The sequence below is a fragment of the Prevotella sp. P5-126 genome, from assembly GCF_002251185.1.
Taxonomy (GTDB): Bacteria; Bacteroidota; Bacteroidia; order Bacteroidales; family Bacteroidaceae; genus Prevotella.
Map to the genome: position 1 here is coordinate 1 of NZ_NPIZ01000037.1, position 14,554 is coordinate 14,554.

The following is a 14,554-nucleotide window of genomic DNA, read 5'->3' on the forward strand; positions in this document are numbered from 1 at the left end:
CTACTAACCTAAAACAATCTATTAACCGAATGTCTGATAAGAACCTCTTGTTCTTTTTGACGATGCAAAGTTACGATGATTTTCATAACGACGCAACTTTTTTGGAATATTTTACGCAAAATAAACATATATTATTGATATGAATCAATTGCTGTGTGCGAAAACATCAGTATTTTAGCACTTGTTTACATTTCGCGACCATTATTGCTTATGAATCCTATAATCCATAGCTTGCGTTAGTCTGAAAGAAGCAGTTTTGAGAGTTGACGCATGCCTTCGCTGGCACCAGCCTGTATCTGCTGCACGTTGGAACCGGCATTGACGGGGTGGGGGTCTATGAGATATACAGGTACTCCCGGTCTGACATACTGTACAAGTCCGGCTGCAGGATAGACGTTGAGCGATGTACCGATGATAATAAAGATGTCCGCATGTTCTGCTTCATCCGCTGCACGACTGATCATTGGCACGCCTTCGCCGAAAAAGACTATAAAGGGGCGGAGAAGCGATCCATCGCCAGCCAGTGTGCCGGGCTTTACTTCACAGTTCTCGGCAGTGAGAAGTTGCTGATATCGCGGGTTATCTACATCCCTACTGCTGCACACCTTCATGAGTTCGCCGTGCAGATGGATTACTTTTGATGAGCCCGCAGCCTCGTGAAGGTTATCCACATTCTGTGTCACTACAGTCACATCATATTTCTTTTCGAGTTCTGCTACAAGTTTATGGCCCTCATTGGGTTTGGCATCGATACATTTTTTTCGCAGCATATTATAGAAATTGGTCACCAAAGTGGGGTTTTCGAGCCATCCTTCGTGTGTTGCCACCTGTGCTACGGGATAGTTTTCCCACAATCCGTCAGCATCGCGAAAAGTTTTCAGTCCACTCTCTACCGACATTCCGGCACCTGTCAAAACTACGATTTTCTTCATAAGGCAATTGCTTTTTTAGTGTTTAGTTGATGCGAAAGTACGAAATTTCCAGCAATTGCGAAAGCATTTCTGCATATAATTTTCTGTGGCGTATGTTTTTTCTATCGCTTATTCGTATGGCTTTAAAGGCTTTGTAGTTACCTCTGATGCTTCGCATCTTAGGTACTCACGTTCGAGAATCCAAAAGAAATTTGGTATTTCTTTTTGTATTCTGCTCACTTAATCGTACCTCTGATGCTTCGCATCTTAGGTACTCACGTTCGAGAATCCAAAAGAAATTTGGTATTTCTTTTTGTATTCTGCTCACTTAATCGTACCTTTGCACTCTAAATATAATAGGTATATGAATATAGAATCACAGATAATCACATCGGCACAAGAGGCCGTATCATCACTTTACGGACAACAAGTGCCCGAAAAGATGGTGCAACTGCAGAAGACACGTAGTGAGTTTGAGGGTAATCTTACATTAGTGGTATTTCCCTTCCTTAAGATTTCTAAGAAGAATCCAGAACAGACTGCACAAGAGATTGGTCAGTATCTTGCAGACCATTGCGAAGCTGTTGCAGGATTCAACGTTGTGAAGGGTTTCCTCAATCTGGTTATTGCGCCAGCAGCATGGCTTGCCCTGCTCAACGATATCAATGCCAACGAACACTATGGTGAGCGTCAAGCTAATGAAAATAGTCCGTTGGTGATGATCGAATACTCTTCGCCCAATACCAACAAACCACTTCACTTAGGACACGTGCGCAACAACCTGTTGGGCTGGTCGTTAGCACAGATTATGCAGGCTAACGGTAATCGTGTAGTGAAGACCAATATTGTCAACGACCGAGGCATACATATCTGTAAGTCTATGTTGGCTTGGTTGAAATATGGCAATGGCGAGACTCCTGAGACAAGCGGTAAGAAGGGCGACCACCTGATTGGTGATTACTATGTTGCTTTCGATAAGCATTATCGCGAAGAAGTAAAGCAACTTGTTGAAAGTGGCATGGACGAAGAACAAGCCAAGCAGGAGGCTCCTCTCATTAAGGAGGCACACGAGATGTTGGTGAAGTGGGAGAATAATGATCCCGAAGTGCGTGCCCTCTGGCAAAAGATGAACAACTGGGTATATGCCGGTTTCGACGAGACCTACAAAAAGATGGGTGTTTCGTTTGATAAGATTTACTATGAATCGCAGACCTATCTCAAGGGTAAAGCCAAAGTAGAGGAAGGACTTGCCAAAGGCCTCTTTGAGCGTCATGCCGACAATTCTGTTTGGGCCGATCTTACTAACGAGGGCCTTGACCAGAAACTCCTGTTGCGTTCCGATGGAACCAGTGTCTATATGACACAGGATATCGGTACTGCTGAAATGCGCTTCCAGGATTACCCCATCGACAAGATGATTTACGTGGTGGGCAATGAGCAGAACTACCACTTCCAGGTACTTTCAATACTCCTCGATCGCCTCGGTTTCAAGTGGGGTAAGGAACTTGTCCACTTCTCCTATGGTATGGTCGAACTTCCCAATGGTAAGATGAAGAGCCGTGAAGGTACTGTTGTCGATGCCGACGACTTGATGGCACTCATGGTCAGCGACGCCAAGAAGACCAGTGAGGAACTGGGTAAGTTTGACGATATGAGTGAAGACGAGCGCAACGAGATTGCACGCATCGTGGGAATGGGTGCCCTGAAATACTTCATTCTGAAGGTTGATGCACGCAAGAATATGCTCTTCAATCCCGAAGAGTCTATCGACTTCAATGGCAATACCGGTCCTTTCATCCAATATACCTATGCCCGTATCCGCAGCATTCTGCGCAAGGCAGGCGAGCAGGGAGCATCCGAAGCACCACTCACCGCAGTTCTTTCCGACAAGGAAACCGAACTCATCCAGAAGATGAGCGAGTATGGCGCTGCCGTAGAGCAGGCCGGTAAAGACTACAGTCCCAGTGGCATTGCCAACTACTGCTACGAACTCACAAAGGTATTCAACCAGTTCTACCACGACTATAGCATCCTCAACGAGGCCGATGAGCAGAAGAAACTCGTGCGCCTTGTTATTGCACGCAACGTGGCAAAAGTCATCCGCAATGGCATGGCACTGCTTGGTATCGAGGTTCCTGAGCGTATGTAGCCCATGCAGAACCCTCCCGACTATCGAAACGACACCGTTCTGCCGTTGCCTCTTGAGGTGACGGCAGACGCGTGGGCCGTCGATGCTGCCTGTTCCGGAAATCCCGGTCCGATGGAATATCAGGCCATCGACTTAGCTACAGGTGCCCGTGTGTTCCATTTCGGTCCGATGAAAGGCACCAACAATATCGGTGAATTTCTCGCCATAGTCCATGCACTCGCACTCATGCAACAGCAAGGACAAACGCAAAAAACCATCTATAGCGACTCTTACAATGCCATTCTTTGGGTGAAGAAGCGTCAGTGTAAGACCAAACTTGAGCGCACACCACAGACAGAACCACTCTATCAGATTATCCAGCGCGCCGAGCGTTGGTTGAACACACACACTTGGACAAACCCCATCATCAAGTGGGAAACCAAGAAATGGGGTGAGGTGCCTGCCGATTTCGGTAGGAAATAAACCTCTTACCCACTAGTTTCACAATATAAAGATTGTATTTCATGGATCATCAATATGCCCTTTTCTTCGATATCGACGGTACTCTCGTTAGTTTCAAAACCCACCAGATACCACCATCTACCATCCTTGCCCTCACACAGGCTAAGGCCAATGGTGCACGCATCTATATTTCTACGGGACGTCCCTATTATATTCTCAACAATCTCAAACCTATCGAACATCTCATTGACGGCTATATCACTACCAACGGAGCACATTGCTTTGTAGGCAAGCGCACCGTTCGTCGTGTGCCTATAGCCCCTGCCGATGTGGATTTGATTCTCAACGATTGTCGTCAGAATGACGATGCTTGTCTCGTTTGTACCGAGTCACGCATGGTGCCATTCAATAGCAAAGAGTGTATTGCACGTATCTTTGAACACGACCTTGCGGTGACCAATATCGACTACGATACGCCCCTTGACGTGGCTATGGAAGAACCTGTCTATCAGTTGTCGGCATTCTTTGATGCCCACCATGAGTCGTTGCTCATGCCCCAAGTGCCCCATTGTGTGTCAGGCAGATGGCATCCGGAGTTTACCGACATTACCCATTGCGATGCTGACAAAGGCAAAGGGCTCATCGCCATGGCAGAGGCGGAAGGTATAGATATGAGCCACACCATCGCTTTCGGTGACGGTGGCAACGATATGAGCATTATTCTCAAGGCTGGAACAGGCATCGCCATGGGTAATGCCATCCCCGAATTGAAGGCTGCTGCTACTTATGTTACTACAAGTGTAGATGATGATGGCATCCTTTTGGCGCTTCGCCATTATGGCATTATCTAATGTCTTAATTCTGTTCTTAGCCCCTAATTTTCTCTGATTTGAGTGATTCTTAGCCCCTAATTTTATAAGGTTTGGGCAGCTTTTAGCCCCTAATTTTCTCTGATATAGGTAATTCTTAGCCCCTAATTTTATAAAATTTAACCAATTCTTGATTCTTAATTTCATAAAAAAGTGGTATCTTTGCGACTGAAAACCAGTAACATATAGGATATGGCTAAATATAACAAACGATATATAGACAAAGAACTTCAGAACTGGGCAAAGCAAACAGACCGAAAACCTCTGCTATTGCGAGGAGCAAGACAAGTTGGAAAAACAACTGCAGTACGGCATCTTTCGGAGCAATTTGATAACTTTGCAGAAGTGGATTTCAATGAACGGCCTGACATACATTATATGTTTGACGGAACTTATTCACCACAAGAGATCTGCCAATTGTTGTCAATACAGCTTCATCAGCCAATTATTGCAGGCAAAACCCTTTTGTTTTTCGATGAGATACAAGCATGCCCACAAGCAATTAATCGTTTAAGATACTTTTATGAAAAGTATCCAGAACAACATCTAATAGCGGCTGGCTCTCTTTTGGAGTTTGCTTTAGAATCGTTACCATCCTATGGAGTTGGAAGAATAAGAAGTATCTTTATGTATCCATTTTCTTACGAGGAGTTTTTGTGGGCTACGGGTGATGAGATGTTGGCAAGTGTGATAGCCAAAGCAAATCCATTTAATCCACTTCCAGAACCTATACATGAGCAAGCCGTGCGCAAATTGCGGTTGTTCCTGATTATGGGAGGAATGCCCGCTGTGGTATCCAGATTTTGTCAAGATGGTAATTTGCAAGAGTGTCAGCACCTATTGCGCGACCTGATACAGTCGTTTAGAGATGATTTTGTAAAGTATCGCCAGCGTGTCCCGTCTGTTCGTATTGATGCCGTATTCCGTTCTGTTGCCGAGCAAGGGCTTGGCAAATTCGTATATAGCAAGGTGAACTGCGATGGAAACAGCGAGCAGATTAAAACAGCACTTGAAACTCTTATCCTTGCCGGACTTGTATATCCAGTAACCCATACGTCTGCCAACGGAATACCTTTGGGAGCAGAAATCAATGAAAAATATCGTCGTATGATATTCCTTGATACTGGATTGTTGCAATGTCTTTTAGGTTTAGACCTTTCAGATATTCTATCCACTACCGACATACAAGTTGTAAATCGTGGTGCCATCGCAGAAACTTTCGTTGGTAACGAAATAGTCAAATCATCCTCTTGTTACGAACCAAAATCACTTTTCTGTTGGCATCGGGAGAAGAGTGGCAGCAATGCTGAAGTGGATTACGTAGTACAACTTGCTGATAAGATACGTCCAATAGAAGTTAAATCGGGTATCAAAGGTTCTATGCAAAGTATGCGTTATTTTCTTCACCAGAAAGACATTGACTATGGAATCCGTACATCACTTGAAAATTTCTGTAGTTATGATGACATCAGGGTCTATCCACTTTATGCCATCAAGAATATTTTCAATAAATGTTGAACGAGAAACTATTATAACACGTGCAGGGATTCTGAAAGGAATCCCTGCATGTGTTATGTAGTAGCCTGATTATGCTTGTGATGCTTAATGTTGTTTGCGGCGATAGACGGTGATGGTGTTGTCGGCATAATGGTGATGGCTGACAATGGCGATGTCGGCAGGCAAATGGGGAGCAGGAGTACCGTCTCCAACGGTCATGGGCGATAGCTCTCTCCGTATTTCGTCCCATAATCCCGCTTCTATGAAACTTTCCAATGTCTTTCTTCCTCCTTCCACGATGAGCGACTGGATGCCCTGTTGATGAAGATCATCTATGAGTTGCTGCAGTGGGCGTGCATGGGTTAGAATGATGCGCTTCGGATCTTGTCCAGTCCAGTGTCGCACGTTGAGAGCCGGTTTGTCGCGCTCAGCAGTGGTATGTCCCACCAATATAGCCATTTCCTCCGATCTCAGTTTGTGTGAAAGCATTTGCGTTTGCGGATTGGAAATCATTACTGGGTGGTAATGGTCATCGATAAATCCATCGCCCGTCTGTGCCCATTTCAGGATGATGTATGGTCGTTGTTGGGCATGATAAGTAAAGAATCGCCTGTTGAGCCACCAACACTCATCCTCCAACAATCCCACTTCCACCTTTATTCCAGCTTCACGCAACTTTCTGATGCCCCGTCCTTGCACTTGGGCAAATGGGTCGATGATGCCCACCACAACGCGCTTCACTCCCTTGCTGATAATCAGATCGGCGCAAGGTGGCGTCTTGCCCCAGTGTGAGCAGGGTTCGAGCGACACATAGACGGTTGCCTCTTTGAGCAACGGTTCGTCGTCTTGACGTACAGAAGCAAAGGCATTCACTTCAGCATGACCTTGTCCGCATCTCACGTGATAGCCCTCTCCAATGATTCTTCCGCGTGCTGTAATCACCGCACCCACCATCGGGTTAGGTCGTGTGGATAGCAGTCCGTTCTCTGCCAGTTGTATGCAACGCCGCATATATTTCACGTCGTCGTCCGTCCAAACCGGTTGCTTGTTGTCGTGTTCCATATATAAATAGGTGTATGTTGTCTTGTTGTAGGCCGTGTCCGTATGTTATGTCATCCAGATTAAATACCGAAATAGACCATGAGTCCTCCGAGTATGATATATACCACCGCATAGGGAATAGCCGAAAGCATAATCTCTCCGTCCTTTCCTTGCATATCACACGATGCAGTAGCAATAGCGATACTTTGTGGTGAAATCATCTTTCCACCAGTTGCACCAGTGGTATTTGCAGCGACGAGCCAGTTGCTTTCCGTGCCAGAGATGCCATAGAATGACGATGTGCCCGTCATGCCCAACTGTCCTGCCACATTGGCTTGTAGTTTTGCGAAAAGTATATTCGACGAGGTATCAGATCCTGTAACGAATGTTCCGATAGCGCCGATGAGTGGTGCAAAGAATGGATAGAACGATCCAGTCAGTGCCACGAGTCCTGCCGCAATAGCCCCTATCATGCCGCTATAGTTCATGACCGATGCCAATGCGATGAGTGAAACGATGGTCACCACCGTTTTCTGCAGGTTGATGGTAGTACGTGCAAGCACTGTCATCAACTTGCGTAAAGAAAGTCCTTGTATCATTCCACCGATGGTAGCACCTAAGAAGAGCATAAGTCCTGCATTGGATATCCATCCGAATTTGAACGTCGATCCGATGACTGGCAGCGGCACTTTCGATACGAGATGTGTTTTGAGGAAATCGTTGACTGGTGGGCATAGTGCACCGCTGACAAGGATAAACACAAGGATAAAGAGATATACGCTCCATGCGCGGAAGGTCTCTCCGAGTGTGAAGTGTCGTTCGTTCTCACGATGTTCCTTCTTCTTCCCAAAGAGTTTAGCATAGATGATGATAGCCACGATAGCCGCCACACTGCCTATGATAGCAGGAGTTTCCGATCCCAGATAGCGTGCGCAGAGATATTGCACCACTACCGATATGATGCCCGTCCATAGTGCCAGTGCAATGTTTTTCGCCCAAGCTTTCCGGTCGGTGAGCATCAGGATGATAAACGGCAGCAGGACGAACAATGGTGAGAGCTGTACCACAGCGAATGCCGATGTCTCGCAAATGGCTTCTGCCGATGCCGATCCGCCCGGTGCCACTTCGTTGCAGAGCGTTGTTACCGGCACTCCCACAGCACCGAATCCCGTAGCCACGGTGTTTCCGATGAGGGCCACCAGTGCCGAGAACATCGGTTTGAATCCCAGTCCGATAAGTATTGCCGCAGGAATAGCCACAGCCGTTCCGAATCCCGCCATACCTTCGAGAAGTCCTCCGAATCCCCATACAAGCATGAGAACGAGTATTCCTTTATCGTCTGTAAACGATGTGAACTGCTGTTTGATAGTTTCTATTTCTTTCGATTCCACCAGTATGTTATAGCTGTAGATAGCCATCAGAATGATGATGAGTATAGGAAATACGGCTTTGAGTATGCCTTCCACAAGACTCCACCACACTACTGCATAGGTACTGGCAGTGGCAAACTTTTCTGGCATCATGCCCATTGCTGGCGCCACGAATAGCGCTAACAGGACGGTGGCAGCCAAAGTGATAAACGCGCTCTTGTGACCGGGCATTTTCAGTCCCAGCATCAATACGAAGAGCAGGATAATGGGGATAATAGCGATAATTGCTGTCATAGGTTTTAGTGTTTTAGTGTATTTGTGTGTAAGTATTTACAGTTTCGTTTTTCGGCTATTGTGCTTCTGCGGTTCGCATTGCCAGCGCTTTGTTTTCTGCAGCCTCCATGATTTCCCGTTCTCCCGGCCCTTTGTCGTTGATGCCACAGAGGTGTAGGATGCCGTGTATGATGACGCGGTGTAGTTCTTCGTCATAGTTTTTATGGAAGAGTTCTGCATTGCTCTTCACGGTGTCGAGTGATATGACGAGGTCTCCGCTGATGATGTCATCCTCATCATAGTCGAAGGTGATGATATCAGTATAATAGTCGTGTTGCAGGTATTCGCGGTTCACCTCCAGTATTTTCTCGTCATCGCAGAAGAGATACCCTATCTCTCCCACCTTTCTTCCATAGGAGGCAGCTACTCTTTTAATCCATGCTGTGGTTTCCCGGCGCTTTATTTTCGGGAATTTCACGTTTTCTGCGTTGTATGTTATCATATTGTCTTTATTGTTTCGTTCTATCTGTATATTGTAGTCATACGCTGTATTTTCATTGCCCAGCGTTATTGCTTCGTTGGTGTTTTAGCTTTGGGCAGATAAGGAGAAACATCTACTCCGAAGTGCATCAGTTCTCGCACCATGGTTGAAGAAACGCTCGAAAGTTGTGGTTCGCTGTATAGCAGCAGTGTTTCCACCCCACTCATTTGTCTGTTGATGTCCGCCTGTTCGCGTTCATACTCAAAGTCTTTTACCGACCTAACCCCTTTGATGATGTACTGTGCCCCCTCGTTGCGAGCGAAATCCACCGCCAGTCCGTAGTACGGTTTCACTTCTATGCGTGGTTCGTCAGCATAGAGTTCGGCAATCGCCTTCATCCGATTTTCCGCCGGTTGCATATAAGGTTTCCCCACATGGTCGCCCACTACGCCGATAACGAGTCTGTCAAATAGTGCCACACTTCGTCTGACGATGCTGTCGTGTCCGATGGTAAAGGGGTCGAAGCTTCCCACAAATATTCCTGTTCTCATAGTTTTTATTCGTCAAAGAGTCCTGGTTCCATGATGTTTCCCGTATAGGGGTTGCGTCCAAAGTGCTTGTAAGCCAGTTCGGTGACCATTCTTCCTCGTGGTGTTCGCTTGATGAAACCCTCCATGATGAGGAATGGTTCATAGACTTCCTCCACAGTTCCTGCATCTTCTCCGATAGCCGTAGCAATGGTCGTGATGCCCACAGGTCCCCCTTTAAACTTATCGATGATGGTCAACAGCAGTCTGTTGTCTATCTCGTCCAGTCCGTATTGGTCGATGTTGAGCGCTGTCAATGCCACCTGTGTGATATTGGTGTCGATGCGTCCAGTGCCTCTCACCTGTGCAAAGTCGCGCACTCGTCGCAACAGTGCATTGGCGATACGTGGCGTACCTCTCGATCTTCCCGCTATTTCAGCCGCTGCTTCAGCGGTGATGGGTACACCGAGAATCGATGCCGATCTCGTGATAATGCGTTGTAGCGTCTCTGGTTGGTAATACTGCAAGTGCATGTTGATACCGAAACGTGCGCGCAGTGGAGCCGTCAAGAGTCCGCTTCTTGTTGTAGCCCCCACGAGTGTGAAGGGGTTGAGGTCAATCTGTATGGACCGTGCCGACGGTCCTTTGTCTATCATGATGTCTATGCGATAGTCCTCCATAGCCGAGTATAGATACTCTTCAACCACTGGTGACAGACGGTGTATCTCGTCAATAAAGAGCACATCGTTTTTTTCGAGCGATGTCAGGATGCCTGCCAAGTCGCCCGGTTTGTCGAGCACCGGTCCGCTGGTAATCTTGAATCCCACTCCCAATTCATTGGCAATGATATTGGACAGTGTGGTCTTACCCAGTCCTGGTGGGCCATGGAGCAGGGTGTGGTCCAATGGTTCGCCCCTATATTTAGCAGCCTCTACAAACACCCGGAGATTCTCTACCACTTGTTTCTGTCCGCTGAAATCATCGAACGAGAGTGGTCTGAGTGCGTTTTCATAGTCTTTCTCCGATGCTGAGATTTGCTCTTGTCTTATGTCGAAATCTTCGTCCATCATTGTTTTTTTATCGCTTTTGGTGCAAAGTTAATCATAATTTTTGTAATTTTGCAAAGCGAATAACAAAAAAACCATACTATAGTTCATGAAAAGAATCGTTTTCCTCATGCTCTCAGTTGTTGCCGTCTTTTCGGCTGCGGCATCGACCACACGTCCTGTAACAGGCACAGTTATCAACCCCACCGACAGTTGCATCCAGTATGTGGGACGCATCTGTTTCTCCAATCCCATGCGTCCGCGCTTCACTTTCCCTGGCACACAGATCATTGCGCGCTTTACCGGCACCTCGCTGAAGATGATGGCAAAACCCCGCAGCGGCTATTTTATGGCACAAATAGATGGTGCCGAACCCTTCAAAGTGAGTTTCATGGGTGAGCGCGATTCGGTTGTTACACTTGCCACAGCCTTACCTCAAGGTTGTCATGATGTGCGATTGATGTATGTGATAGAAGGTTATGAACTTAAACCCGACTTCCGTGGTTTTGTTCTCGACGCTGGCGCTAAGTTGTTGACAGCCCCTGCATTGCCCCAACGCACTATCGAATTTATCGGCAACAGCATCACCTGCGGTTATGGCAACGAGAGTATCGAGATGAGCGATCCTTTCGAATACGAAACAGAGAACCACTATTTCACCTATGCGCAAATCGCTACGCGTGATCTTGATGCCGTAGCGCATGTCGTGGCACGCAGTGGAATTGGAGTATATCGCAGTTATGACGGTCCGAAGACAGGTACTCCCGACAATGTGATGACCACCGAATATCTCTACACCAACCTCTACGACCGTTCGGAGAAATGGGATTTTGCCCGTTACCAACCTCAGTTGGTGTGCATCAACCTTGGCACCAATGACCTCTCCACCAACAATTACGATACAAAGTTGCTTAAACAAGCCTACAAACGCTTTCTCGCTCAGGTGCGCCAACGCAATCCACATGCAAAAATAGTGTATCTTTGCGGTTCTATGCTCAATGGCAAAGAGCTCGACATAGCCCGTCGAATCCTCGATGAAGTAGTGGCAGAGGCACGCAAGGGAGGTGACGCCGAGGTCTATCGCTTCGACTTCACACCCCAAACCGGCGATTTATACTATGGCGCTTCATGGCATCCATCACTCTGGCAACACCAGAAAATGGCAGCTGAGCTCGTTGCATTCTTGCGACCGCTGATGAAGTGGTTTTGATTAACCAAATAGGGAGGATATGGCAAACTATAGCAAGTGGGGGCAGTGCCTATGTCTGCTTCTATGCCTGACAGCATCGCCTTTGATGCTGTCGGCACAGCAATCGCGCCCTTGGCAAGATGATTTTTGGCAGTGGGTTGAGGCTGATGAGGGCGATGCCGCCCAATGGGAAGAGGCATTCGACCAATTGACAGAACTGGAAAACCACCCCATCAACCTGAATAGCGCCACTCGCGAGCAACTTGAGCGGCTGCCTTTTCTTTCCGCCAGACAGGTGGGCGACCTCTTGGAGTATGTCTATCGCAACAAGGCCATGCTATCCCTTAGCGAACTGCTGTTGGTGAAGTCGATAGGTGACGATGTGCGCCGACTGCTGTTACACTTTGTCTGTGTGGCACCCGTCGAGCGTCAAATGCCCACGTTGCGACTGGACTCAGCCCTCTTGCGAGGCGACAATACGCTGTCAGCCACCGTCTCCATACCGTTTTACACCCGTAAGGGCTACCGCGATGGATATTTGGGCAAGCGCTATGCCCATACCGTGCGCTATCAGCACAACTATCGCGACCGATTGAAAGTGGGGTTTACGGCAGCACAAGATGCCGGCGAACCCTTCTTTTCCGACCGCAACAAGATGGGGTATGACCACTATTCCTATTTTCTGCAACTCAACCATTTGGGGCGTATCGACCGCCTTTGTCTGGGGATGTATCGGGTGCAGATGGGCATGGGACTCATCATGAACGGAGCTTTCGCCATGGGAAAAACCATGATGCTACAGTCTGCCATGCGATCCTCTGCCGATATCCGAGCCTACAGCTCACGATCTGTTGCCAACTATCTGCAGGGTGCAGCCCTGACCATGCGCCTGTCTGACCATTGGCGCACCACCGTATTCGGCTCCTACCGACCGCTTGATGCCACGCTCAACGATGATGGAACGGTGCGCACACTGCTCACTTCGGGCTACCATCGCCTGCCTGCCGAGATGGACAAAAAGCATAATACCTACCGATGGGATGCCGGTGGAAGTGTTGGCTGGCATGGCAAGAAGGTCTATGTCAATGGCAATTTCGTCTTTTCCCACTTCGACCGCACACTTGACCCCGACCGTGAGGGTGCTCCCTTCCGTCGCTATCAAGCCGCAGGAGCCACCTTTGCCAATATGAGCGTGGATTACGGTTATACAGGCGATAACATCTCGTTGGCAGGCGAAGCAGCCATCAACCGCCATGGCCACTTGGCTTTGCTGCATCGTGCTACTTGGCATCCTGCCACCTCACTGACTTTTTCAGCCATCCACCGCTACTACGACAAGCAATACACCGCCCTCCATGCCCGCAGTTTCTCGGAAGGAGGCAAGGTGCAAAACGAGCATGGCATGTATGTCGGCATGGAATGGCGACCCTCATGGCGATTTCTGTTGAAGGTATATGCCGACTATACCCACTTTGCTTGGGCACGCTATCAGGTCAGCGCATCGAGCGATGCCTTCGATACCAAGGTGGCTTGCGAGTGGAAGAGTCGCAATTGGATGCTTGATGGCTATTACCGACTGCATCTCACCCAGCGCGACAATGCAGAGAAAACCACTCTCTACAATCGCTACAACCATCGGTTGCGCCTCCGGCTGAGTAGGGCAATAGGTTCGTGGCTATCTTGGCAGACCCAGTTCGACGGCACTTCGGTTAGCATCCATCAGCAGTATTGGGGCTATATGGGTAGTCAGCAGCTGACTTGGAAACGTTCCGCCTTCCGCCTGTCGGGGCGCATGGGCTATTTCCACACCAATAGTTATGAGAGCCGCCTCTATCAGTATGAGCCATCGTTGCGCTATGATTTCTATTTCCCTGCCTTCTATGGTGAAGGCATCCGGTATAGTTTCTTGGCCTCTGCCACCATTGCCAACCGTCTGATGCTAACAGCCAAGTTGGGTGTCACCGATTATTTCGACCGTTCTAAGATAGGCAGTGGCAAGCAGGAAATATGCCATTCCTCGCAACCCGACCTACAGTTGCAGATGGAGTGGAAGTTCTGAACGATCACCATGGTCATACCTTTTGGCATTGTCTGATATCGATGGCTTCAAAAGACCTGTTTTCTCTGTGTTGTTGAAAAGCCATGTAATATGCTTGTATATAGCGTGTTGCATGCTTGTGGATGTTTCGTTGCTCAGCAAAGTAAATTGAATTGCCGAGGAAAGTAAATTGAATTGCTGAGGAAAACAAATTGAATTGCTGAGCAAAATAAATTGATTTGCCGAGGAAAATAAATTGATTTGCACATCAATAAAACTTGCATAGCGCTCACAACAGATAGGTATAGGAGTCAAATGAAATATTCAGCGAAGGTGCAAATTCATTGAGTTTGCCAACCAAATTCAAAAAAAAATGCCGCTACTCACCACGAGCAGCGACATCCAAAGCCTATGTATAACTAAAAATCCTTTTCTAATGTTGTTGACCTTTCGGTCGGGGCTACCTTGCGGTAGTATATCTTGTATAAAACAAAATTCAATTAAAAAAAAGAAAGTTATGGGAGCCTCACGGCGACCACTGTTATCCATATTTCAAACTTTCTTTTTACCAATAACTAAAAACCTAAAACTATAAATATTACTACTAACCTAAAACAATCTATTTGTGTGTGTCATTTTGGAACCTCTTGTTCCTTTTGACGATGCAAAGTTACGATGTTTTTCGATATCTCGCAACATTTTTGCAATAAATCATGCATTAA

12 protein-coding genes are annotated in these 14,554 nt (G+C 47.3%); 6 read left to right on the top strand and 6 right to left on the bottom strand.

Annotated features, from left to right (window positions below; genetic code table 11):
• Window positions 1-236: 236 nt before the first annotated feature.
• Complete coding sequence (locus CIK90_RS03095; RefSeq protein WP_094464328.1) at window positions 237-932, bottom strand: Sir2 family NAD-dependent protein deacetylase; 696 nt, start codon at window positions 930-932, stop codon at window positions 237-239.
• A gap of 343 nt (window positions 933-1,275) precedes the next feature.
• Between CIK90_RS03095 and argS the strand changes: the two genes are divergently transcribed.
• The 4 genes from argS to CIK90_RS03115 all read left to right on the top strand — a co-directional run bounded on the left by argS (window position 1,276) and on the right by CIK90_RS03115 (window position 5,888).
• Window positions 1,276-3,060, top strand: coding sequence for an arginine--tRNA ligase (gene argS, locus CIK90_RS03100; protein ID WP_094435269.1), 1,785 nt, complete (start codon window positions 1,276-1,278; stop codon window positions 3,058-3,060).
• A gap of 3 nt (window positions 3,061-3,063) precedes the next feature.
• Complete coding sequence (locus CIK90_RS03105) at window positions 3,064-3,522, top strand: RNase H family protein (RefSeq protein ID WP_094435267.1); 459 nt, start codon at window positions 3,064-3,066, stop codon at window positions 3,520-3,522.
• A gap of 41 nt (window positions 3,523-3,563) precedes the next feature.
• Entirely contained in the window at window positions 3,564-4,352 is a 789-nt protein-coding gene (locus CIK90_RS03110; RefSeq protein ID WP_094464329.1) for a Cof-type HAD-IIB family hydrolase, read from the top strand.
• Between the two features lie 210 nt (window positions 4,353-4,562).
• Window positions 4,563-5,888: an ATP-binding protein gene (locus CIK90_RS03115; protein WP_094464330.1), complete on the top strand. Its 1,326-nt coding sequence runs from the start codon at window positions 4,563-4,565 to the stop codon at window positions 5,886-5,888.
• 84 nt (window positions 5,889-5,972) lie between these two features.
• On the opposite strand, the gene ribD is transcribed toward CIK90_RS03115, so the two are convergent.
• From ribD to ruvB, 5 genes are all read right to left on the bottom strand, one after another.
• Window positions 5,973-6,929, bottom strand: a complete 957-nt coding sequence (ribD, locus tag CIK90_RS03120; protein WP_094439506.1) for a bifunctional diaminohydroxyphosphoribosylaminopyrimidine deaminase/5-amino-6-(5-phosphoribosylamino)uracil reductase RibD — start codon at window positions 6,927-6,929, stop codon at window positions 5,973-5,975.
• Window positions 6,930-6,988: 59 nt separating this feature from the next.
• A complete protein-coding gene (locus CIK90_RS03125; protein WP_094464331.1) occupies window positions 6,989-8,572 on the bottom strand; it encodes an L-lactate permease in 1,584 nt (527 codons plus the stop codon).
• A gap of 55 nt (window positions 8,573-8,627) precedes the next feature.
• Entirely contained in the window at window positions 8,628-9,053 is a 426-nt protein-coding gene (gene ybeY / locus CIK90_RS03130) for an rRNA maturation RNase YbeY (protein ID WP_094389838.1), read from the bottom strand.
• A 65-nt stretch (window positions 9,054-9,118) separates the two neighbouring features.
• Window positions 9,119-9,583 (bottom strand): pantetheine-phosphate adenylyltransferase, encoded by a 465-nt coding sequence (gene coaD / locus CIK90_RS03135; protein WP_094389837.1) that lies wholly within the window; start codon window positions 9,581-9,583, stop codon window positions 9,119-9,121.
• Window positions 9,584-9,588: 5 nt separating this feature from the next.
• A complete protein-coding gene (gene ruvB, locus CIK90_RS03140) occupies window positions 9,589-10,626 on the bottom strand; it encodes a Holliday junction branch migration DNA helicase RuvB (protein WP_094389880.1) in 1,038 nt (345 codons plus the stop codon).
• 88 nt (window positions 10,627-10,714) lie between these two features.
• On the opposite strand from ruvB, the gene CIK90_RS03145 reads away from it, so the two are divergent.
• Both CIK90_RS03145 and CIK90_RS03150 read left to right on the top strand, forming a co-directional pair.
• A complete protein-coding gene (locus CIK90_RS03145) occupies window positions 10,715-11,815 on the top strand; it encodes an SGNH/GDSL hydrolase family protein (RefSeq protein WP_094439502.1) in 1,101 nt (366 codons plus the stop codon).
• Between the two features lie 19 nt (window positions 11,816-11,834).
• Window positions 11,835-13,853: a helix-hairpin-helix domain-containing protein gene (locus CIK90_RS03150; protein WP_094464332.1), complete on the top strand. Its 2,019-nt coding sequence runs from the start codon at window positions 11,835-11,837 to the stop codon at window positions 13,851-13,853.
• The last annotated feature ends 701 nt before the right edge of the window (window positions 13,854-14,554 follow it).

Coding starts and splice junctions, on each gene's coding strand:
- CIK90_RS03095 (WP_094464328.1), bottom strand. CDS start 932: ATGAAGAAAATCGTAGTTTTGACAGGTGCCGGAATGTCGGTAGAGAGT.
- argS (WP_094435269.1), top strand. CDS start 1,276: ATGAATATAGAATCACAGATAATCACATCGGCACAAGAGGCCGTATCA.
- CIK90_RS03105 (WP_094435267.1), top strand. CDS start 3,064: ATGCAGAACCCTCCCGACTATCGAAACGACACCGTTCTGCCGTTGCCT.
- CIK90_RS03110 (WP_094464329.1), top strand. CDS start 3,564: ATGGATCATCAATATGCCCTTTTCTTCGATATCGACGGTACTCTCGTT.
- CIK90_RS03115 (WP_094464330.1), top strand. CDS start 4,563: ATGGCTAAATATAACAAACGATATATAGACAAAGAACTTCAGAACTGG.
- ribD (WP_094439506.1), bottom strand. CDS start 6,929: ATGGAACACGACAACAAGCAACCGGTTTGGACGGACGACGACGTGAAA.
- CIK90_RS03125 (WP_094464331.1), bottom strand. CDS start 8,572: ATGACAGCAATTATCGCTATTATCCCCATTATCCTGCTCTTCGTATTG.
- ybeY (WP_094389838.1), bottom strand. CDS start 9,053: ATGATAACATACAACGCAGAAAACGTGAAATTCCCGAAAATAAAGCGC.
- coaD (WP_094389837.1), bottom strand. CDS start 9,583: ATGAGAACAGGAATATTTGTGGGAAGCTTCGACCCCTTTACCATCGGA.
- ruvB (WP_094389880.1), bottom strand. CDS start 10,626: ATGGACGAAGATTTCGACATAAGACAAGAGCAAATCTCAGCATCGGAG.
- CIK90_RS03145 (WP_094439502.1), top strand. CDS start 10,715: ATGAAAAGAATCGTTTTCCTCATGCTCTCAGTTGTTGCCGTCTTTTCG.
- CIK90_RS03150 (WP_094464332.1), top strand. CDS start 11,835: ATGGCAAACTATAGCAAGTGGGGGCAGTGCCTATGTCTGCTTCTATGC.